17 protein-coding genes are annotated in these 20,150 nt (G+C 58.0%); 7 read left to right on the forward strand and 10 right to left on the reverse strand.

The genetic code is table 11. From position 1 onward, the window contains the following. Positions 1 to 183 precede the first annotated feature (183 nt). Positions 184 to 405, forward strand: a complete 222-nt coding sequence (locus FOM92_RS06900; protein ID WP_143776016.1) for a hypothetical protein — start codon at positions 184 to 186, stop codon at positions 403 to 405. Between the two features lie 103 nt (positions 406 to 508). Here the strand turns inward: FOM92_RS06900 and FOM92_RS06905 are convergent, their stop codons facing one another. Then, positions 509 to 886, reverse strand: coding sequence for a hypothetical protein (locus FOM92_RS06905; RefSeq protein WP_143776017.1), 378 nt, complete (start codon positions 884 to 886; stop codon positions 509 to 511). Between the two features lie 234 nt (positions 887 to 1,120). On the opposite strand from FOM92_RS06905, the gene FOM92_RS06910 reads away from it, so the two are divergent. Beyond that, on the forward strand, positions 1,121 to 1,591 hold the full coding sequence (locus FOM92_RS06910; protein WP_143776018.1) for a DUF4265 domain-containing protein: 471 nt from the start codon (positions 1,121 to 1,123) through the stop codon (positions 1,589 to 1,591). Between the two features lie 104 nt (positions 1,592 to 1,695). Here FOM92_RS06910 and FOM92_RS06915 read toward each other — a convergent pair whose 3' ends face one another. The 4 genes from FOM92_RS06915 to FOM92_RS06930 all read right to left on the reverse strand — a co-directional run bounded on the left by FOM92_RS06915 (position 1,696) and on the right by FOM92_RS06930 (position 5,550). Continuing rightward, entirely contained in the window at positions 1,696 to 2,439 is a 744-nt protein-coding gene (locus FOM92_RS06915; RefSeq protein ID WP_143776019.1) for a hypothetical protein, read from the reverse strand. A 253-nt stretch (positions 2,440 to 2,692) separates the two neighbouring features. Beyond that, the gene (gene yghX, locus FOM92_RS06920) at positions 2,693 to 3,601 is read right to left on the reverse strand and encodes a YghX family hydrolase (RefSeq protein WP_143776020.1); all 909 of its coding nucleotides are present in this window, start codon (positions 3,599 to 3,601) and stop codon (positions 2,693 to 2,695) included. A gap of 15 nt (positions 3,602 to 3,616) precedes the next feature. Beyond that, entirely contained in the window at positions 3,617 to 4,417 is an 801-nt protein-coding gene (locus tag FOM92_RS06925; protein ID WP_143776021.1) for a LytR/AlgR family response regulator transcription factor, read from the reverse strand. Further along, positions 4,414 to 5,550: a sensor histidine kinase gene (locus tag FOM92_RS06930; protein WP_143776363.1), complete on the reverse strand. Its 1,137-nt coding sequence runs from the start codon at positions 5,548 to 5,550 to the stop codon at positions 4,414 to 4,416. The genes FOM92_RS06925 and FOM92_RS06930 overlap by 4 nt, the downstream gene beginning before the upstream one ends. 90 nt (positions 5,551 to 5,640) lie before the next feature. Here FOM92_RS06930 and FOM92_RS06935 point away from each other — a divergent pair, with 90 nt between their 5' ends. Beyond that, positions 5,641 to 6,240: an HD domain-containing protein gene (locus FOM92_RS06935; protein ID WP_143776022.1), complete on the forward strand. Its 600-nt coding sequence runs from the start codon at positions 5,641 to 5,643 to the stop codon at positions 6,238 to 6,240. 36 nt (positions 6,241 to 6,276) lie between these two features. Here the strand turns inward: FOM92_RS06935 and FOM92_RS06940 are convergent, their stop codons facing one another. Then, the gene (locus FOM92_RS06940) at positions 6,277 to 10,926 is read right to left on the reverse strand and encodes an NAD-glutamate dehydrogenase (RefSeq protein WP_143776023.1); all 4,650 of its coding nucleotides are present in this window, start codon (positions 10,924 to 10,926) and stop codon (positions 6,277 to 6,279) included. 186 nt (positions 10,927 to 11,112) lie between these two features. On the opposite strand from FOM92_RS06940, the gene FOM92_RS06945 reads away from it, so the two are divergent. Continuing rightward, positions 11,113 to 12,456: a dicarboxylate/amino acid:cation symporter gene (locus FOM92_RS06945; protein ID WP_143776024.1), complete on the forward strand. Its 1,344-nt coding sequence runs from the start codon at positions 11,113 to 11,115 to the stop codon at positions 12,454 to 12,456. A gap of 2 nt (positions 12,457 to 12,458) precedes the next feature. On the opposite strand, the gene FOM92_RS06950 is transcribed toward FOM92_RS06945, so the two are convergent. Beyond that, positions 12,459 to 13,196: a class I SAM-dependent methyltransferase gene (locus tag FOM92_RS06950; RefSeq protein ID WP_143776025.1), complete on the reverse strand. Its 738-nt coding sequence runs from the start codon at positions 13,194 to 13,196 to the stop codon at positions 12,459 to 12,461. A 243-nt stretch (positions 13,197 to 13,439) separates the two neighbouring features. Here FOM92_RS06950 and FOM92_RS06955 point away from each other — a divergent pair, with 243 nt between their 5' ends. Then, a complete protein-coding gene (locus FOM92_RS06955) occupies positions 13,440 to 14,720 on the forward strand; it encodes a spinster family MFS transporter (RefSeq protein ID WP_246087181.1) in 1,281 nt (426 codons plus the stop codon). On the opposite strand, the gene FOM92_RS06960 is transcribed toward FOM92_RS06955, so the two are convergent. Continuing rightward, the gene (locus FOM92_RS06960; protein WP_143776026.1) at positions 14,721 to 16,010 is read right to left on the reverse strand and encodes an adenylosuccinate synthase; all 1,290 of its coding nucleotides are present in this window, start codon (positions 16,008 to 16,010) and stop codon (positions 14,721 to 14,723) included. It lies immediately after the preceding gene. A gap of 327 nt (positions 16,011 to 16,337) precedes the next feature. Between FOM92_RS06960 and FOM92_RS06965 the strand changes: the two genes are divergently transcribed. After that, positions 16,338 to 17,159, forward strand: a complete 822-nt coding sequence (locus FOM92_RS06965) for an alpha/beta hydrolase (protein ID WP_143776365.1) — start codon at positions 16,338 to 16,340, stop codon at positions 17,157 to 17,159. Between the two features lie 77 nt (positions 17,160 to 17,236). On the opposite strand, the gene FOM92_RS06970 is transcribed toward FOM92_RS06965, so the two are convergent. Then, positions 17,237 to 18,115 carry an alpha/beta hydrolase gene (locus FOM92_RS06970; RefSeq protein ID WP_143776027.1) on the reverse strand — a complete coding sequence of 293 codons (879 nt, stop codon included), beginning with the start codon at positions 18,113 to 18,115 and terminating at the stop codon, positions 17,237 to 17,239. A gap of 200 nt (positions 18,116 to 18,315) precedes the next feature. Here FOM92_RS06970 and FOM92_RS06975 point away from each other — a divergent pair, with 200 nt between their 5' ends. Beyond that, entirely contained in the window at positions 18,316 to 18,972 is a 657-nt protein-coding gene (locus FOM92_RS06975; protein WP_143776028.1) for a hypothetical protein, read from the forward strand. A gap of 30 nt (positions 18,973 to 19,002) precedes the next feature. Here the strand turns inward: FOM92_RS06975 and FOM92_RS06980 are convergent, their stop codons facing one another. Continuing rightward, entirely contained in the window at positions 19,003 to 20,121 is a 1,119-nt protein-coding gene (locus FOM92_RS06980) for an ATP phosphoribosyltransferase regulatory subunit (RefSeq protein WP_143776029.1), read from the reverse strand. Between the last annotated feature and the right edge of the window lie 29 nt (positions 20,122 to 20,150).

Raw genomic sequence — 20,150 nt, forward strand, 5'->3', positions numbered from 1 at the left:
AAGGAAAAAGGGAAAAAATGAAGAAGGCGTCGTTTACGCCCAACCCGTGACCCTGAATTTAAAAACCCCCGTCACCCTGGGTTTCAAAGCCTCGTCACCCTGAACTTGTTTCAGGGTCTTAGTTTTCAACGTCGCAGGACTAAGACCCTGGAACGTAGTCACCGAAGGTGAAACGAGTTCAGGATGACGGTTATTTTAAAGCTGAAAAGCCTCTCTCCCAACGGGAGAGGGGCCGGTTCGACGAAAAAGAATGACCCTGCACAAATTGCCTTGCGCTGGTGGATGGGTCGTGCCGATTTTTTCGTCAGAAGAAAAAAAGAGAAAGAAGGAAAAAAGCAGGTTGAAATGCATCCCGCATCCCACATCCGGCTCGCCTTTCTTCTTTCTCTTCTTTCTTCCAGATAATCCTCTGGCACTAAGATTTGGTCAGACTTGAGCTGAATGGATGACCGCTTTCATTGTACTGGGCGGGCAGCGGGAATGTCTGAAATGTTGCGGGAAGCGGACATTAGCTTGCGGCGCGTTCAAACTGTGCTGTGAACGTTTGAAATGCGATGCCGATCATCTGTTGATCTAGTTTGTCCCAATGTTCCTGATAAATCGGTTCGACAAATGCCCCATCCACATTGCAAAGGTTTGCCCACTCCGCATCGGCGCATCCATTTTCCCAAACCGTGAGCCTCCCAAACTCCTCCACATCGCCACCAATCCAACCGTTCGATTCTATTCTCGGTCGCTCAACGGTGAAGGTAACTGCTCTGTTATTTGTTGCCTTGCACACTTCCACTCTAGTCACGAGCGCGCTGCCTTGATGCAACAATTGTTGCTGCTGTGAGCATGCCCAAGCTACAAACGCTGAAAGCAAATGATTGGGTTCCTTGCTCAACACTTAATCCTAAAAATTGCCTGGTCAGCTTAATACGCATATGTTGGGAAACCTACTTATGTCGGCAATGTTATCGTTTCCTAAACGTCTGACTCAAACGCCAAAGAACCACGGTCATTATGACCATAATGTTGTGGGAAGCTGACATGCCGTAAACTTATCGGCAACCAACATTCTGATACCATTAACTCTAAAGACCGGTCAGGATATCCAGATTTTCAGTGGAGTAGGTCGATGAAAAATGCAAGTTCCGACATAATCTTCACGCACGTCCATCCGGCTTGGAAAGACAAAGCTGATTATATTTTTCGATGCAAGATCCCTACTGAATGTGAACCCGATGAGTGGGAGCAGATGTGGGGTAAGGTAGTAAGCGAAAATACTTTTATAGTCTGTTGCATACCTTTCTTTTTATACGGGCTCTCGATTGGTGATAAGATAGTTGTCAGCGACGCAAAAGACATTGAAGTTGTTGAAAAATCCGAAAACACCACGATACGCATCTGGACTGGCAAGACCGAAACAGATCTGGATGAAGAATTTATGTCTAAGGTCCTTCGTATTTGCGATGGCGCTGAGAGGCATTCGGATCAACTGGTAGCCCTCTACGTCACGAGGTTGCGCTATCCCAATATGCTCGGTTTGTTAGACAGCGAAGCAGCAAGAGCGGGTATTTTATACGAAATAGCGGAAAGCCGATTTTAAGTTCAAAACTTCAAGCAACGGCAGGTAAGTTGTCGTGTCCTGAAGGTCCGCTTTAGTTGCATATTTCCCGAAAGCCGCCGACGTACAGCACAATAGGATTTAGTTCAGTATCTTCCCCCGACATCCCATCCGGTGAGATTCAGCGCGAAGTCGCCAAAGGCACGGACCGGCCCTATGTCCGGCGAAAAGCGATTGACGAAAACATAGCCTTTGGAATCGACGCCTTCCACGATCCACTGGCTACCATCTGTTCCGAGATCGCAGTTTGTTGCCCGCAGTTCGAGAATTTTCGTTTTGGATAAGATTAAGTCAAGTTTCGCTAACTCCAAAGATGTAAGGGGGCGATCTATTTCCCGCTCGATGGTTCCCGGTTCATATCCGCCTTGACCAGACAGCTTCTTCGCAACCAATCGGGCGTTACTGCCCGACCGCTCTATGCGGACAATCACAGGATGGTCAAAAGTGGGCAGCCAAGTAAACCGCAGCGTCGATGCTTCTGCCGAAATAGTTTTGGTGGATCGCTCGTAAAGCGAAGGCTCGCCAGCCGCATCCCAGTGCTTGGAATACCATTCATTTTCGAAATCATAAATTGTAGGGAAACACTCGGGGTAACCTTTGTGTTCGCAAACCTGTGCTGGCTTCCCAAAGGACTCTGGAAAATAGTTTGTCCCGCCTTTGGAAGGCTTGATGGCGAAATCCTCCCCCGGAAGCTTCGCACAACGGCGATCAATTGCAGGCAAACGTTGTTCAATATTTTGCGGTAAAACTTGTTCAGCAGTTGGCGGCAGGACCTTATCGGAACCGCAGCCGGTCGAAAACAATGTTAAAATGATCGCTGCTGATCTCATTCGTAAGGTTCTATGCTTCAACAACATTTGGTTCAAGCAGCTATGAGGGGCGACAGGCAAGCGTTCGCATCATGTAAATACAGGCGCTTTCAAACCGCTATTCCTATGTCCGCAATGTTGTCGTGTCCTGATAGTCCAGTTTCGATTTGGATTTCCCGTTAACAGACATCATTCCCTTCTCTCCCTTAATGGAGAGAGGGCGTCTTTTTCCTTATTCCCTTTTTCCTTCTGACGAAAAAAGAAACAGGACGCCTCACCCGCTCAAATTCGCCTTGAAAAAGGCCAAAGTCCGCGACCAGCTCAGCTCTGCCGCCGCTTTGTCGTAACGCGGCGTGCTGTCATTGTGGAAACCGTGCTGCGTGCCGGGGTAGAAATGCACTTCATAGCGTTTCTGGTTGGAAATCAGCGCCGCCTGATAGGGTAGCCAGCCTGCGTTGATGCGTTCGTCCGCTTCGGCATAATGGATCAGCAACGGGGCCTTGATGGCGGGGACTTCTTCGGCCTTGGGCTGGCGGCCATAATAGGGGACCGATGCGCCGAGGTCGGGATAGGCCACGGCGAGCGCATTGCAGACGCCGCCGCCATAGCAGAAGCCGACGGCACCGACCTTGCCCGTGCTATCCTTATGATCGCGCAGATATTCAAAGCTGGCGAAAAAATCCTCCAGCAATTTGGCGGGATTGAGCTTGGCCTGCAATTCCCGGCCCTTGTCGTCATTGCCGGGATATCCGCCGACCGAGGAAAGGCCATCGGGGGCGAGCGCCAGATATCCGGCCTTGGCCAGACGCCGCGCGACATCCTCGATATAGGGGTTGAGGCCGCGGTTTTCGTGGATGACCAATACCGCAGGCAATTTGCCCTTTGCCTTGACCGGCCGGGCGAGCAGGCCGTTGATGCTGCCATGGCCCTCGGGGCTGGGCACCGTCACCCGCTGTGTGACGATCGCCGGATCATCGGCCTTTACCTGCTGCGCCAGCGCATAATCGGGCGCGAGTTGCTGCAGGATCATCAGGCCGGTGACACCGGCGGCGGCGAACTTGCCCGCCTCCCGGATGAATTCGCGCTTGGTCAGCTTGCCATGCACATAACCGTCAAAAATTTCGAGGATATAGGGATGGAAGTCGCTGGCTTTCATGCGCGGTGACGCGTCGGCTTCGGCCATCCCTATTCTCCCTTTTTAATGTACGAAACGTGCGACAACGTCGCGGTAGGACCGGCTGACCTTCACCTGCGCGCCGGATTCAAGCACGAGGAAACATTCGCCATTGGTGTGCGGTTTGACCTGACGCACCTGGTCCAGATTGACGATGGTGCTGCGGTGCACCCGCTGGAACGTGCGGGGATCGAGGCGTTTTTCCAGATCCTTCATCGTCTCGCGCAGGATCAGCGAATTGTCCGCGGTGTAGATGCACATATAGTCGCCCGCGGCGTCGATCCGCTCGATGCTTTCCACGTCGACACGGAAAATCTGGCCGCGATCCTTCACATTGATCAGCTTTTCAAAGCGCGTGGACGATACATCGTCATCGATCGGTCCCAGATTGTCGGCGGCATTGGGCGCAACTTCGTTGATGACAGTGCGCAGCCGTTCCAGCTCGTCCGTATTGCGCTTGTTGGCCAGCCGGGTACGGACGCGTTCCATGGTGTCGGCCAACCGGTCCGGCTCGACCGGCTTCATCAGATAATCGACCGCCTGCGCCTCAAAGGCCTTGATCGCATGTTCCGAATAGGCGGTGACGAATACAAAGAGCGGGGGATCGATGTCCATCACGCCCTGCACCACCGAAAAGCCGTCAAATCCGGGCATCTGGATGTCGAGAAAGACCAGATCGGGCTTCAATGTCTTGATCTTCCGGATTGCCTCACGCCCGTTATGGCATGTGGCAACGATTTCAATATCGTCAAACGCCTGAAGCCTCAGTTCGAGACCCTGGATGGCCAATTTTTCATCATCAACCAATATTGTACGAATGCTCATGCGGTTTTCATTCCTTGTAATGTTGCCCCCGCTTGATTGTCTTCGACCGGTATAATGCGCGTCTGATAAGGCAGTTCCAACAAAACCTCAAATCCGCCGCTTGCTTTCACATAATATTCAAACCGCTGGTCGTCACCATAGGCCTGCGAAAGCCGCTCGCGCGTGTTCGCCATGCCCACCCCTGTGGACAGGCTGTGATCTTGCTGCCCCGGCTGCAAGCCCGGGCCGGTATCGGAAACGGTGATGCGAACCCTTTGGCCGACGAGTTGAGCGGTGACCGAAATGTCCGCGCCCTCTTCTTTCGGGGTCACCGCGTATTTGATGGCATTTTCCACCAGCGGTTGCAGCAAAAGCGAGGGCACCAGCGCGTTTTCGACCGCCGGTTCAATGTTGAAAAAGGTGCGCAGCCGTTCTTCGAACCGCATTTTTTCGATATCGAGATAGAGTTTCAGCGTCTCGATCTCCTGTGTCAGCGGCACCTTCGCTGCCGCCTCGTTGATGAGGGTGAAGCGCAGGAAGGACGACAGGCGCGACAGCATGGCGTTCGCCTGCTCGGTCTGTTTGAGGAGGACCAGCGTGGAGATGCTATTGAGCGTGTTGAACAGGAAATGGGGGTTGAGCTGATACCGCAGCATCGTCAGCTGCGCGCTGGTCGCCTGCGCCTCCAGCCGCATCATCTGGTCCGCCTGCTCTTCGGCGCGGACGAAATAGTTGATCGCGTAATAGAGCGCCGACCATGCCCCTACGAGAAGGCCGTCCTTGAAGATCGCACCCAGCAACAGTTGCGCAAACGGTGTATCATCTGCTCCCCCACGAATGGTTTGAACCACCCAAGTATCAAGATAGGCATACACTAATGAAGCCAGCACAACTGAAAGTAGGGTGGCTCCCCAAGTAACGATTGGTTGCTTTTCAATTACATAACGATAAACTACCGACAATATTAGTGTGATTGAGTATCCAGTTACGGCAGAAATCAGCACGGGAACTAGGAAGCTCAAAGGCTGTCCATTGGCAATAACGGTTACTGCATACAGTGCAGTCGCCCCGCCCCAACCAGCTGAATGCAAATTCCAGAATGCACGGTTCTTGTTCGAAAAGAAAGGTTGGTCGGACAACTCTAGGACAGCCATGGTCAGGTATCTAGCCGCATTTTGCGCCCGCATGAAGCCCTTGTTTCACACAAAAGGCATGATAGCATGGGAAAGGAGAGGAAGAGTCACATGGATAATCAGGACGATCGCGCCACTTTTCACGACATGTCGCAAAGCACGCAGGAAGATTGGCAGATCATCATGCGGCACAATATCCCCTTCGCCCAAAATGGCGGAAAGCGGATATTGGACCATTTGAAGCTGCTCGACGGCGATTTTGGCGGCTTTGCGGTGGACCGGCTGACCCATTCGCTGCAAACCGCGACCCGCGCCCATCGCGACGGGCGGGATGAGGACTATGTCGTCATGGCCCTGCTGCACGATATCGGCGACACATTAGGCGCGGCCAACCACCCCGATATCGCGGCGGCCATCCTGAAACCCTTCGTGTCTGAAAAGCTGCACTGGATTGTGCAGCATCACGGCATCTTCCAGGGACATAATTTCTTCCACCATCTCGGGCTCGACCGCAATATGCGCGAACAGTTCCGGGGGCACCAATGGTTTGCCGACACCGAAGAATTTATCGACAAATATGACTGCCCCGCATTCGACCCGGATTACGATACCCTGCCGCTCGAATTTTTCGAACCTATGGTGATGAAGCTGTTCAAATATCCGCTGAACAGCATCTACAAACGGGCGATGGAGAGCGAAGCGGCGGAATAATCCTTGCCGATCACCCCGCCGTTCGGCATCTCCAGCTTATCTTCCCAGCAGGACCCGCGCCTGTCCGGCGATCTGCGCGAGCATGGCGGGCGTTGGCATTCCGGCCATACGGGCGCGATCAACCATCGCCTTGAACGAGCGGACGCGGCTTTCGTTATCCGCAACCCAGCCCTGCGTGTCGGCCAGCGGCTTCTTCGCGGCACGGCGGCGCAGGAAGTCGAGGCGCATGGCCTGGAAATCACGCGCCAGTCCGGCGACGAGCAGACGCTCCCACGGGTCATGCGGATCCATCTGCATCGCGGTCCCCTGCGCCCAGCCAATGCCCAGCGCGTCGCCCAGCGCGGTAAAGGCCTGCGTCAGTGCGGTAACATCAGCCTTCTGCGTCGCCGACAGCGCGGCAAGTCCGATCGCGCCGTCAAGCTGAGCCAGTTGCACCAGACGGTCCACAATCTTGCGGGGCGCGCCATGGTCGACCAGCCGTGCACCAAAGCTTTCGGTCTGGTGGCGGACATCGGCGGGCAGAAGGCTATCGAGCGACCCCGACAATTTCTGAACAACCGGGCTGTATAGCGCGGTTGCCGCACCCACATCGCGTCCCTCGGCCGCATTGCGGATCAGGTCGGCCATTTGCGCGCGTACCTCGACAGCGGTCTGGTTGAACAGCAGCAGACGGGTCGATTCCGGCATTTCCGCCGTATCAATGGCCTGCCACAACGACGGCAGGTCGTAGATCCGCTCCGCAATGGCAAAGGCCGCCGCGACTTCACCAAGGCCGCAGCCTTCCTCTTCCGCCAATTCGAACGGATGGAGCAGACCGAGACGGTTGATCATGCGGTTTGCAAGCTTGGTCGCGATGATTTCCTTGCGCAGACGGTGCGCCGAAATCGCCGCCTTGTGCTTTTTGACCATAGCCTCGGGGAATGCCGCGAGCAGTTCGCCTTCCATCGACGGGTCGAGAGCAAGCGGCGCGGCCTCAACACCATCCTGCGCCGCCAGTTTCGCGGTGGACAGCAATACGGCCAGTTCGGGCCGGGTCAGACCCTTGCCCTCGCTTGCGCGGCGGAAAAGCTCGTCATTGGGGGCGATACCTTCGACAACACGGTCCAGACGGCCTGTGCTTTCAAAGGTTTCGATCAACCGGACATAAGCGGGCAAATCGCCTGCCCCGCCGGTTTCGGCAATGGACAGCGCCAGCGTCTGCAGGCGGTTATCCTCCAGCACCAGATGCGCGACCGCATCGGTCATATCGGCCAGCAATTTGTTGCGGACCGGTTCCTTCAGCTTACCGGCACGCATTTCGGCGTTGAGGGCGATTTTGATGTTCACCTCATTATCGGAACAATCAACGCCGGCGCTGTTGTCGATAAAGTCGGTGTTGATACGCCCGCCGCGCAAGGCAAAGCCGATACGTCCTGCCTGCGTCACACCCAGATTGGCGCCTTCGCCGATAACCTGCGCCCGCACGTCGGCACCGTTGACGCGGATGGCGTCGTTTCCGGGATCGCCCACGTCCAGATGGCTTTCGCTCTTGTCCTTGATATAGGTTCCGATACCGCCAAACCACAGCAGTTGGACAGGCGCCTTCAATATGGCGGTCATCAGTTCCGAAGGTTCGATTTCCTTGGCATCAATTCCCAGTAGGGCGCGTATTTCCGGCGTTGTCTTGATGCTCTTTTCGCTGCGGGCAAAAACACCGCCGCCCTTGGAAATCAGCTTGGGATCATAATCCAGCCAGCTTGAGCGCGGCAGGTTGAACAGGCGCTGACGCTCTTTCCAGCTTGCTGCAGGATCGGGATCGGGGTCGAAGAAGATATGGCGGTGGTCAAATGCCGCCACCACTTTCAACGCCTTGGACAGCAGCATGCCATTGCCGAACACGTCGCCCGACATGTCCCCGACACCGGCGACGGTCACAGGTTCCTTCTGCACATTGATGCCCATTTCGGCAAAATGCCGCTGTACCGAAAGCCAGCCGCCCTTGGCCGTGATGCCCATCGCCTTATGGTCATAACCGACGGAGCCGCCGCTGGCGAAGGCATCGCCCAGCCAGAAATTACGCTCCAGCGCGATGGCGTTGGCCGTGTCGGAGAAGGTTGCCGTTCCCTTGTCGGCCGCGACCACGAAATAGGGATCTTCACCGTCATGGATGACGACCTGGTCGGGGTGCACCACCTTGTCGTTCACGATATTGTCGGTGATCGACAGCAATGTGCGGATGAACAGGCGATAGCTTTCGGTGCCTTCCGCAAACCAGGCATCACGGTCAACCCGCATATCGGGAAGCTTCTTGGGATAAAAACCGCCCTTTGCCCCTGTTGGAACAATCACCGCATTCTTGACGCGCTGTGCCTTCATCAGGCCAAGCACCTCGGTGCGGAAATCATCGCGGCGATCGGACCAGCGCAGGCCGCCACGGGCAACCGGACCGGCGCGCAAGTGGATGCCTTCGACGCGGGGCGAATATACAAAGACTTCGCGCCAGGGGAGCGGCGCGGGCAAGCCCGGAACCTTCGCACTGTCGAGCTTGAACGCAAGCGCATCGGCGCCAGCAGGTGCAAAGGCGTTGGTCCGCAATGTCGCACGCACCACGCCCAGATAACGGCGCAATATGCGGTCCTCATCAATCGCAGAAACTGCCGAAAGACCTGATTCTATCGCCTTGATATATTTAGCCGAATCCTTTTCCCGGTCGCCCGACAAGGCGGGATCGTGCAGTGCATGGAACAGGTTGATGATCGCGCGGGTAATACCTGCATTTTTGGACAGGGCCGCCACCGCCGTCGGCATGCCGTAGGTCACACCGGTCTGGCGCAGATAACGGTACCAGGCGCGCAGCAGGATCACCGATTGCGGCAACAGCGCAGCCACGGTGACCAATTGGTTGAAAACGTCATTCTCGGCCTTGCCGTCGAGAACCTGGGTCAATGCACCTTCCAATATGGAGGCGCGTTCCATCACACTGGCGACATCACCACCGCGCAGGCCAAGACGGAAGTCATGAATATAATTGCCGTCGCTCAGGGCCGTTGGCGATTCTTCCAGGACGTCGAAACCGAAATTTTCCAGCGCAGGCACCATATCGCTCAACGGCATGGCACCGCCCTGGCTGAACACTTTCAGACGCAGCATTTCCCCGTCGCTGGAAAGGCGGGTGACTTTGCTATGGTCCCGTTCCATCTGCAACAGGCCGAGCATATCGCGGGCCGCTTCGTCGGAACTGTAGCTGGTACGGTAATTATTGGGGAACAATGCCCCGTAACGGACGATCATCGCGGCAGCGCGCTTTTCGTCGGTCAGGCGGGCAAGCGAGGCCTCAACCGCAGGTTCCCATCCACGGACCATCAATTCCAGCTTGTCGTCAAGCTTGGCTTCGTCGACCTTCTGGTCGCGGTCCGGAAGGTCGAGCGTGTAGCGCAGCAGCGCGATGCCGCCATCTTCGAGGCTGATCGACCAGCCCAGCAGCCCGCCCCCCGTGGCCCCGGTGAGCATATCTTCGATCTGTTTGCGCATTCCGGTCGACACATCGTCGCGCGGCAACCAGACGAAAATATAGAGATGCCGTCCCAATGGCGAACGGATCGCGAGCAATTTGGGCCGTGGCCGGTCGGTCAATGACATGGCGGTGAGCGTCACGCGCTCCAACTCCGCCAGCTTCAGCGACACCAGCAAATCATGCGGCAGCGACGTCAGCACATGCGTCATCGCCTTGCCGGCATGGCCCGACGGGTCAAAGCCGAAGCGTTCCATCAACGTAGCAAGATGGGTGCGCAGGACAGGGATACGGTCAGGCGCGGTCGCGAGCGCTGCGCTGGTCCACAGACCTGCGGTAATCGACAGACCAGTAATCGTGCTTCCCTCGCGCACCGGAACGACGACCAGATCCAGTTGCACATGGCGGTGCACGCTCGATACGCGGTTGGCCTTCAGGATCAGCGGCGCGCTGCCGCCTTCTTCAAACCATTTGATGGCAAGGCCGATGCTCTGTTCCGACAGGATCGCATCGTTGCTGACGCGCGAAAGACCCAGACGCTTCGACCGTTTGCCGTCCCGCGAAAGATTTTCATGACCAAGCACGGTCATGTTGTTTTCAAGGAACCAGCGGACAAGCGCTGCGCCTTCGCCATCGGGCAGACTGTCGGCATCTTCGGACATGGCGCCCAACATCTTGCGCCAATCGGTCACCGCGCCGCGCACATCGCGCAAAACGGCGTGCAGATTTTCTTCAAGCGCGCGACGTTCCTTGGCATCAACGCGGTCCGTCTCGAGATAGATGAACGATTCGCGGGTGGCCGACGAATCGCGTTTCCGGCTGACCGATTGCAGCACGGCCGCATCGTCGCGCACCGTGCTCAGCACCGGATGGATCAGCCGCTTAACACCGATAGCCTTTGCCGCGACCGCCGCGGAAATCGAATCCACCAGAAATGGCATATCGTCATTGTTTATCGCGATGCGCATCGTCAGACGGCCATGTGGATCGGTAAAGCTGTCGAGCGCGAGAGCGGCATTGCCCACCTTGCGTTGCTGCGCAACCTGCAAGGTGAATCGCGCCGCTTCTTCGCAGGCTTTGGCATCAAACCCTTCATTCTCTCCCGGAAGGGCGCTGTCCGCGAAGGCGGATGCCATCGCTTTCAACAAGGTGGCATCTGTTTTAGCGACAGTTTTTGATGCTTTGGCAACAGCCATGAATTCTACTCCTGAGCCCACGAAATTGGGGATTGGTCATGGTTAATACGACGCAATCCATTGTAATTTTATTTCAACGCTTATGCCTTCGTTCGTCGGGCTATTCAAGTTACGTCGGTAGCGGGTTGCGGTCACCAATTTGCCTGTGTAGCGTCGCCCCATGTCAAAAGGGCCGGAGGGAAGTATATGGATAAGCGTCTGACATTATGGATTTTGGTCGGGATGATCCTGGGTATCATCGTTGGCTATGCCGTCCATATTGGTGTCGCCCCCGACAGCGCAGCCTTCGAAAATCTCAGCAAAACCTTCAAATTGCTGTCGGATATTTTCCTCAATCTCATCAAACTTCTGGTCGCGCCGCTGATCCTGTCGACGATTGTCGTGGGTATTGCGCATATGGGCGACAGCAGTGCGCTGGGCCGGATCGGATTTCGTGCGATTACCTGGTTCATCATCGCCAGTTTCATCTCCATCGGGCTCGGGCTTTTGATGGTCAATATCTTCCAGCCCGGCATCGGCGTGCCCGTCGGGCCCGCGGCCGACGCGGCCGCAGCGGTTGGCGAGGTGAAGAAACTCGACTTCTTCGAATTCATTCTGTCCATCTTCCCCAAAAACGCGTTCGAGGCGATGGCCACGAACAATATTTTGCAGATACTGGTCTTCTCGCTTTTTGCAGGCGTTGCCCTGTCGGCACTAGGTGAAAAGGGTGCGCCGCTGATCCGCGCGGCCGACGCGCTAGCCGAGATGATGCTGCAGATTACGCATTATGTGATGCGCTACGCCCCGGTCGCCGTGTTCGGCGCATTGGCAAAGGTGGTTGCCACCAGCGGTCTTGCGATCCTTGGCAGCTATCTCGAACTTCTCGCCGAATTCTACATGTCGCTGGTCATTCTCTGGGCGATCCTGCTCTTCATCGGCTGGATATTCCTGCGCAAACGGATCTGGACGCTTATCCGCTATATCCGCGAACCGCTGCTGATCGCCTTTTCGACCGCTTCGTCCGAAGCTGCACTACCCAAGCTGTTCGAACAGCTCGACCGGTTCGGTGTGCCGCGCCGGATTTCGGGCTTCATGCTGCCGCTGGGCTATAGCTTCAACCTCGACGGATCGATGATGTATATGAGCTTCGCGACGATTTTCATCGCGCAGGCTTATGGCATCGACCTGCCGATTATGACGCAGATCCTGATCCTGCTGACGCTGATGATTTCGTCCAAGGGCGTGGCGGCGGTTCCCCGCGCGTCGCTGGTCGTGATTACCGGCACGCTGGCGATGTTCGGATTGCCGGTCGAAGGTGTGGCGTTGATCCTGGCAATCGACCAGTTCCTCGACATGGGCCGCACTGCGACCAATGTGGTCGGCAACGCCGTGGCGACGTCGGTCATTACCAAGTGGGAAGGCATGCTGGAGGTCGAAGAGCCGGAATTTGTCGAGCCGCCACACGCCCCTGCCCATACGGCAGCCGCCGGCAAACGCGGGCTGGACCTCGCCGAAGATATGGTCAGCGATACGCGCAGCAATAAAAGCTGAGTTCAGGCGGGCAGCTTGTGTCCGATGAGGGTGCCCTTCGCACCCCTGCTGTCGAGCGTGAAGCGCATCATATGATGTTCCCGGCGCCAGCGTCGTGCCACAACGCGCTCGCCCGGGCGTGCCGCATCGTCCAGCAACACGCGCCCGCCGGGCCGGATGCGCGGAAACAGGCTCGCCGCCGCACCGCGGACATAGGGGTGTATGGCCCAGGGCGGGCCGTCAACGATGAGAAGGTCAATATCGGCAGGCACATCGCTTAACTGGTACCAATGCCCCGGCCAGCCGGCGGGCGATGGGCCCAGCGGCGCATGGCGGATATCCACCGACAGGCCGTTTTCGCGTACCCATTGCTGCGTCACCGAGGCGAACTCGCCATGCTGGTCATAGCTGACCAGCGATCCGCCGCCGAATTTTTGCAAGGCGCGGGCGATGATGAATGTCGACGCGCCGCAGCCCAGCTCGACCACCTGATTTGGCCGCATTTCTTCGATGGCGCGCGTGATATGCCACAGGAAATGGGTATCGGCTTTCCAGCTTCCCAGATTGGGCAAAGCATCGGCCGGCAGGTCGAGATAGGCAAGCAACGCCGCCTTATCCTCTTTGCGCCCGCCATGCAGGCTGCGCAGCAGCCACGGCCACTGGATTGCACCATAGGCGGTCACCATGGCACGGTCACCCAGGCTGAGGTCGAGCCCAATATCGTCAAGCGGCATCAGGGCCGTAGTTTCGCGCGTAGTCATGTCCCTCGCACATGGGCGCGCGGAGGGCTTGGGACAACACGCCATTTCCGTCCTGCCGCGTTTAAAGAACGGTTCAAAGCGGATGCATTCCGAATATTTCGGGCAAGGCCCCGACTTTTGTCGCGAACGCTTTGACAAAGGGAAAATTTGCCCGATAAACGGAAGGAGAGAAGAGGAGAGATGAATGCGTGATGCAGCGTCGCGAGCGGGCGAGAGCAGTTTCGATTCGGGGGCTTCCCCACTATGATCGCAAAAGCATCGACCACCCCCCGCCTGATGCTCTGGACATTATTGATTGTCTACACTTTGAACTTTCTGGACCGCCAGATCGTCAACATTCTCGCCGAGCCGATCAAACGCGATCTGCAACTGAGCGACACCGCGCTTGGTCTTCTGGCCGGCCCTGCCTTTGCCGTCTTCTACGCGGTGCTCGGCATCCCCATCGCCCGCTATGCCGACCGCGCCTCGACCAACCGCGTGACGCTGATTTCCGTTTCGCTCGCCCTCTGGTCCGCCATGACCGCGCTGTGCGGCGTGGCCCAGAATTTCGTGCAGCTCCTGCTCGCCCGCATCGGCGTCGGCGTCGGCGAGGCCGGATGCACACCTGCCGCCCATTCGCTCATCACAGATAGTGTACCGCCTGAAAAGCGGTCGTCGGCTATCGCCTTTTTTGGCCTCGGCGTTCCCATTGGCAGCCTGTTCGGCCTGATCATCGGCGGCATCGTCAACGATCTTTACGGCTGGCGCGCCGCGCTCTTTCTTGTGGGCGCGCCGGGACTGCTGCTGGCGCTGGTCCTGCCCATGATCATCCGCGAACCCCGCCGCACCGACGGCCCTGTTCGCGACGCGGCGCAGAACGGACCAAAGAAGGCCGAGCTGCGCGTCGGTGAGGCGTTCCGCGAAGTCTTCACCTCCCGCGCCTATCTCTACATCTTCATCGCCGCGTCCTTCACCGCCTTCTTGAGCTACGGCAAGGGTCTGTGGACGATCAGCTTCTTCATCCGCAGCCACGGGCTGTCCACGACAGAGGCGGGGCTGTCCATGGCGGTCGCGCTGGGCATTGCCGGGGTTATCGGGACCCTGCTCGGCGGGAAAATGGCGGACAAATTCGGTAAGGAAGACAAGCGCCACCTGCTCACCTTCCCCGCCTTCGGCATGGCTATTGCCGCACCGATCCTGTTCCTGGGCTATTGGGTGGATGACTGGCGGGTGGCAGTCGCGCTGCTGATCGTGCCTACTATCCTCAACTCCGCCTATTACGGACCGGCTTATGCCTGTGTGCAAGGCCTCGTCCGACCGGAGGCGCGAGCCATGGCCGCATCCATGGTGGTGTTCGGACAGAATCTCATCGGCCTTGGCATGGGCCCGTTGCTGTTCGGCATGCTGTCCGATGCGCTGATCCCCCTCGCCGGGCAGGACAGCGTCCGCTGGGTCCTGTTCGGCGCAGCCTGGCTGGGGATCATCCCCGCCTTCTTCTTCTGGCGCGCAAGCCTGCGTCTGAAGGCGGAGTTGAAGAGCGGTTAGTTAGTCCGCAAAGGGATCGCGCACCAAAATCGTGTCCTCACGCTCAGGCGAGGTGCTGACCAGTGCGACCGGCGTTTCGATCAGTTCCTGCACGCGGCTGATATATTTGATTGCCTGCGCCGGAAGGTCCGCCCAACTGCGCGCACCGGCGGTCGTTTCCTGCCAGCCGGGCATTTCTTCGTAGATCGGCTCGACAGAGGCCTGATCCGCGGCATGGGCGGGCAGATAGTCATAGACTTTGCCATTGAGGCGATAGCCGGTGCAAATCTTGATCGTATCAAAGCCGTCGAGCACGTCGAGTTTGGTCAGCGCAATGCCGGTCACGCCCGAAACGGCGCAGCTTTGCCGCACGATCACGGCGTCAAACCAGCCGCAGCGGCGCTTGCGTCCGGTGACGGTACCAAATTCGTGGCCACGCTCGCCCAGACGCTGCCCGGTTTCATCCTCCAGCTCGGTCGGGAACGGCCCGGAACCGACACGCGTGGTATAGGCCTTCACAATGCCCAGAACAAAGCCGGCGGCACTGGGGCCCAGACCCGATCCCGCCGCCGCCGTGCCAGATACGGTGTTGGAACTCGTGACAAAGGGATAGGTGCCGTGATCGACGTCGAGCAGGACGCCCTGCGCGCCTTCGAACAGGATCCGCGCACCGGCCTTGCGCACCTTGTTCAGCCGCTTCCACACCGGTTGCGCATATTCAAGAACGAAGGGTGCGATTTCCTTGAGGTCCGCAATCAACCGCGCCCGGTCCACCGGCGGTTCACCAAATCCGGCGCGCAGCGCATCATGATGCGCGCACAGGCGGTCAAGCTGCGAATCCAGTGCATCGAGATGCGCCAAGTCACAAACGCGAATGGCGCGGCGGCCGACCTTGTCTTCATAAGCAGGGCCAATGCCCCGTCCGGTCGTGCCGATCTTGCCCGAACCCGCCGCTGCCTCGCGCAAACCGTCAAGGTCGCGGTGGATCGGAAGGATCAGCGCGCAGTTGTCGGCGAGCGCAAAATTTTCGGCGGTAATCGTAACACCCTGCCCGCGCAGCTTCGCCATTTCATCGCGCAAGGCCCAGGGGTCGAGCACCACGCCATTACCGATGATCGACAATGTGCCGGTAACAATGCCCGAGGGCAGCAGCGACAATTTATAGACATTTTCGCCGACCACCAAAGTGTGTCCGGCATTATGGCCGCCTTGGAAACGGACCACGGCATCGGCCCGTTCGGCCAGCCAATCAACAATCTTGCCTTTACCTTCGTCGCCCCATTGGGCGCCGATCACGGTTACGTTCGCCATTCAAAATTCCCTGACTGAAGGGCCTTTTTCTGCGCAGAAGGATTTTTCTGCGAAGGGATTCGCCGTGCGTCCCGTTATGACTATGGACACAAAACGTCCACCCTAAAGCGTCAATGGAGGCAAAAGATGCGTAAATGGATTTTTGGTGGTGTGGCACTGGCTATGGTGGGCACCTGTGCAGTCGCCCAACGCGGACAGCGTCTGCCGACGGAATGCCGTCAGGAAGTCGTGCAGCTCTGCGGTATCAACCGCGATGCGATGCGCGGATGCCTGCGCGAAAAATACAGCCAATTGTCGGAAAATTGCCAAAGCGAATTGCGCGCCCTGATGGCGCAGCGCGGCGAAGGCGAAGCTGCCACTGCCCGCGCGACCGGCGGCACCGAACTGGCCTATGGCACCCATGAATTGCAAAAGCTCGATTTCTGGCGCGGGCCGCAGGACAAGGCGCCGCTTGTCATCTTCGTCCATGGCGGCGGCTGGAAACGCGGCGACAAGAACAACGCCACCGGCCAGAGCAAGGCTCCGCACTATCGCGCACAAGGCTATGCTTTTGCCAGCATCAACTACCGTCTGGTCCCCGATGCGACGGTGGAGCAACAGGCAAGTGACGTCGCGGCCGCCATCGCCTATTTGCGCAGCAATGCACGGCGACTGGGCATCGACCCCGACCGCATCGTCCTGATGGGCCATAGTGCCGGCGCGCATTTATCGGCACTGGTGGGCACAGACCCTGCCTATCTGCAAAAGGCAGGCCTGCCGCTATCCGCGCTAAAGGGTGTCATCCCGCTCGACGGCGCGGCCTATGACGTGCCTGCACAGATGAAGGACGGCGCGGCGATCATGCAGGATACGTACAAGCAGGCCTTCGGCCTCGACCCCGACCGGCAAAAGGCCTTGTCACCCTATTGGCATGCGCCTTCCCCCAATGCGCCAGCCTTCCTGATCCTCCATGTCGACCGCGAAGACGGCGCCCGCCAGTCCGCCGCCCTCGCCGACGCCTTGCGCAGAAACGGAACGGCGGTGAAGCTTCAGGCGTTCGAAGGAAAGGGCCTGCGCGGACATATGGAAATCAACCGCAAACTGGGGGATACGGATTATCCCGCAACGGCGGTGGTGGATGCGTGGTTGAAGGAGGTTTTCGGGGGGTAAGCGACGGATTGACCTCCAAACAATCGGGGCATCCTTCGTCACCGGCTTTCGCTAAATCTGATGCGGCTATGGCCGCATCAGTCCTTTGAAAAAGCGCGTGTCACGATGAAGTCTATTACCTTATCGCCCATTTCCGTCCCAGGTGTAACTATGTCGAAATGGTCATTTCCGCCTTGCAATACCTCAACATGGTCACCGGCCGCTTTTGCTTGTTCGGCATAGGGTGACATAAAAGGCGTGAAGGCACCCTGTACCAACAACTGCCGAATACCGAGCGGCAATTGGCTGGCTGGCGAAGCGAGTTTATACTCGGCTGCGCGAGCTTCCGGTGCGCCACCCATTAGAGCGGTGATAACGGGCTTTCCACATGCCTGCGCGTCTACGCCAATAAATGGTGCAAGTGCCGCCGGGCCGTCGATTTGCACTGCTGATACCGGCATTACCTTGGGTGCAAAAGCAGGTCCAAGCTTTGCACGCGAAGCCCCCCAAAGCGCCAGATGCGCGCCCGCGGAATGTCCGACGATTGTGACCTTCTTCAAATCCAGCGGGTGAGTTTTTGCCAGATCGACAAGGTGGTCGATACCAGCACCCACATCTTCAAAGGTGCCGGGCCAGCCGGCACCTGCATCACCCAGCTGCCGGTACTCGATATTCCAGGTTGCAATACCCCGCTTTGTAAGTGCTTCGGACACGGCGGCCATGCCTGCCAGCGTATCAAAACCTTTCGTCCAACAGCCACCGTGAATGACAACGGCGACAGGGAAAGGGCCTTTGCCCTCGGGAAGGCGCAGCTGTCCGCTGCGTAAGTCATCAGAACCGTAGCGCAATGTGGAGGTCGGTGCCTTTGCCTTGCTGGCGGCGAGTTTATATGCTGCCTGCGTGTCGTCCTGTGCTTGAACCATTACGGCCGGCGAAATCATCATCAGGCCACAAACCATTAACGTTCTTATACTCACGACATCCTCCCCAAAAATGCGCCATCGATTTCGGCAGATTTCAAATTCCTAAGCAAGCGGCCGATAATTGCCAAGACCGAACCGACTGCTTCAACGGGAACTGCGCGCACGGATTTATATGGCCGCGTCCATGTTCCGTTGCAACACTCCATGAACAAAATCCCGCTTCGCGCTCCTGTCAAAGGGCGATACACAACCCTATGCGAATCGAGGGTAATTATCGTGAAGACGGTCACGCCACCATAAGGGGTCTGATCCCGCCGGAAGTGGCGGCGAACCTGTTTCGGCAGATCCAGATCGACCTTGAAGCGGCCGGAAAGAACTTCAACAGCTTTGCCAAGGAACACCAGCTGTCCAACCGGCATACGGTGGATATTTCCGGGCATTTCTATCGTCCGCTGACGACTTTTTTGTGGGGCCTGACCCCGATTATGTGCGAGTTGACGGGCGCCGATCTGCTGCCGAGCTACGATTATTTCCGCATCTATCAAAAGGACGATGTCTGCCGCATCCATTCGGACCGCCCGTCGTGCGAACATAGCGTATCGCTGACACTGGTTTATAGTGATGACAAAGCCTGGCCGCTGGAAGTCGGTTCGATCCCCGTCGCCGGTGAAGGGCCTTGCGTCGATGATTTCGGCGACGAGCCCTATAGCGCCGTCGCCATGCAGCCGGGCGATGCGGTTCTTTATCGCGGCATGGATTTGCGCCACGGACGCATGACGCCTAACCCCAATCGCTGGTCCGCGCATCTCTTTCTGTTCTGGGTCGAACGGAATGGCAAGTTCAAGCAGCACGCCTTTGACGAGGAACGGCTGCGTTCGGAACTGAAGCGTGTCAGCAATCTGGACGTGTGACCAACCGGGTGCGTCCCTGCCCTTGGGTGGTCAGACCGGCTCCGCCCGCCCATTTGTAAGCACATAGGCACAATCAAGCGCCCGGGCATTGTCGGTCTCGTCAAGGGCCGCGACCGTGATCCAGCCTTCGCCCCGCATCTGCGCCGCTTTCGACGCCAATGTTCCCAAGGGTAGGAACAGGCGGCGGTTTTCGTCCTTTTCGGCAACGATGTCGATCAGCGGATCGGGGTAAAGCGAGAAACCGGTGGCGACTTCGACACCGCCGCCGGTGCGGGTTATCGCATAGGTGCCGCCGCGGCCAAGTGCGGCGGTGTAGCCCTTGGCAAAAAGGGTGAAGCCGAACCAGCTTTGATATTCAAAGCCATGCCGTTCGGTGGGGTCGAGTGTGATCGTGGCCCGATCGCCGAGCGATTCCGCGATGGACTCCAGCGCCCCGATCCGCGACGCGAGTGCGCCGCCCGCATCGATAGCGCGCAGTTTTTGCACCGCTTCGGCAAAAGGACCGGTCGCCGCCAGCAAGGGCAGATAGGCATCCGCCCCCAGGGCGCTCAACCCGCCTGCATCCTTCATATCCAGTTCGGACCGCACCGCGTCGATCTTGTCGGGGGACAAAGGCAGGGCCTTGGTGGCGAGTGTTTCGACAAGGTCGGGCAAGGTGAAATCGACGGTGATGTCCTTCACCCCCGCCGCCTCCAGCGCCTCGACCGCGACGGTGACAATTTCCAGGGCAGCGGCCACGCTTTCGTTGCCGATCAGCTCGGCGCCCAATTGCGTAATCTCCCGCTCGGGCCGCAACTGGCGGGCGCGTAGACGCAGTATCTGGCCATGATAGCACAGGCGCAGCGGACGCGGGGCATCGGCCATGCGGGTGGTGGCAATACGGCCGACCTGCACAGTGATATCCCCCCGCAGGGCAAGCGTATGACCGGAGACGGGGTCCGTAAAACGCAACAGGCTGTTGCGCGTTGCGCCCCCGCTGCGTGCGGACAGGCTGGCCTCGAACTCGGCAATCGCCGGACTGACGCGGCCATAACCGTGCGACGCCATGACGTTCAGCATGGCGCGGGAAACCCGAATGGCAGCCTCCGCCTGCACAGGCAGGCGGTCGCGGAATCCTTCGGGTAAAAGATCGGGCGATATGCTGGTCATGCGGGCTCTTTACGCGAAAACGCCGATGG

This window comes from Sphingorhabdus contaminans (assembly GCF_007280415.1).
Taxonomy (GTDB): domain Bacteria; phylum Pseudomonadota; class Alphaproteobacteria; order Sphingomonadales; family Sphingomonadaceae; genus Sphingorhabdus_B; species Sphingorhabdus_B contaminans.

Excerpts from the sequence above, each read along its gene's own strand:
- FOM92_RS06900 (WP_143776016.1), top strand. The coding sequence starts at position 184 with ATGACGGTTATTTTAAAGCTGAAAAGCCTCTCTCCCAACGGGAGAGGG.
- FOM92_RS06910 (WP_143776018.1), top strand. The coding sequence starts at position 1,121 with ATGAAAAATGCAAGTTCCGACATAATCTTCACGCACGTCCATCCGGCT.
- FOM92_RS06915 (WP_143776019.1), bottom strand. The coding sequence starts at position 2,439 with ATGAGATCAGCAGCGATCATTTTAACATTGTTTTCGACCGGCTGCGGT.
- yghX (WP_143776020.1), bottom strand. The coding sequence starts at position 3,601 with ATGGCCGAAGCCGACGCGTCACCGCGCATGAAAGCCAGCGACTTCCAT.
- FOM92_RS06925 (WP_143776021.1), bottom strand. The coding sequence starts at position 4,417 with ATGAGCATTCGTACAATATTGGTTGATGATGAAAAATTGGCCATCCAG.
- FOM92_RS06930 (WP_143776363.1), bottom strand. The coding sequence starts at position 5,550 with ATGGCTGTCCTAGAGTTGTCCGACCAACCTTTCTTTTCGAACAAGAAC.
- FOM92_RS06935 (WP_143776022.1), top strand. The coding sequence starts at position 5,641 with ATGGATAATCAGGACGATCGCGCCACTTTTCACGACATGTCGCAAAGC.
- FOM92_RS06940 (WP_143776023.1), bottom strand. The coding sequence starts at position 10,926 with ATGGCTGTTGCCAAAGCATCAAAAACTGTCGCTAAAACAGATGCCACC.
- FOM92_RS06945 (WP_143776024.1), top strand. The coding sequence starts at position 11,113 with ATGGATAAGCGTCTGACATTATGGATTTTGGTCGGGATGATCCTGGGT.
- FOM92_RS06950 (WP_143776025.1), bottom strand. The coding sequence starts at position 13,196 with ATGACTACGCGCGAAACTACGGCCCTGATGCCGCTTGACGATATTGGG.
- FOM92_RS06955 (WP_246087181.1), top strand. The coding sequence starts at position 13,440 with ATGATCGCAAAAGCATCGACCACCCCCCGCCTGATGCTCTGGACATTA.
- FOM92_RS06960 (WP_143776026.1), bottom strand. The coding sequence starts at position 16,010 with ATGGCGAACGTAACCGTGATCGGCGCCCAATGGGGCGACGAAGGTAAA.
- FOM92_RS06965 (WP_143776365.1), top strand. The coding sequence starts at position 16,338 with ATGGCGCAGCGCGGCGAAGGCGAAGCTGCCACTGCCCGCGCGACCGGC.
- FOM92_RS06975 (WP_143776028.1), top strand. The coding sequence starts at position 18,316 with ATGCGAATCGAGGGTAATTATCGTGAAGACGGTCACGCCACCATAAGG.
- FOM92_RS06980 (WP_143776029.1), bottom strand. The coding sequence starts at position 20,121 with ATGACCAGCATATCGCCCGATCTTTTACCCGAAGGATTCCGCGACCGC.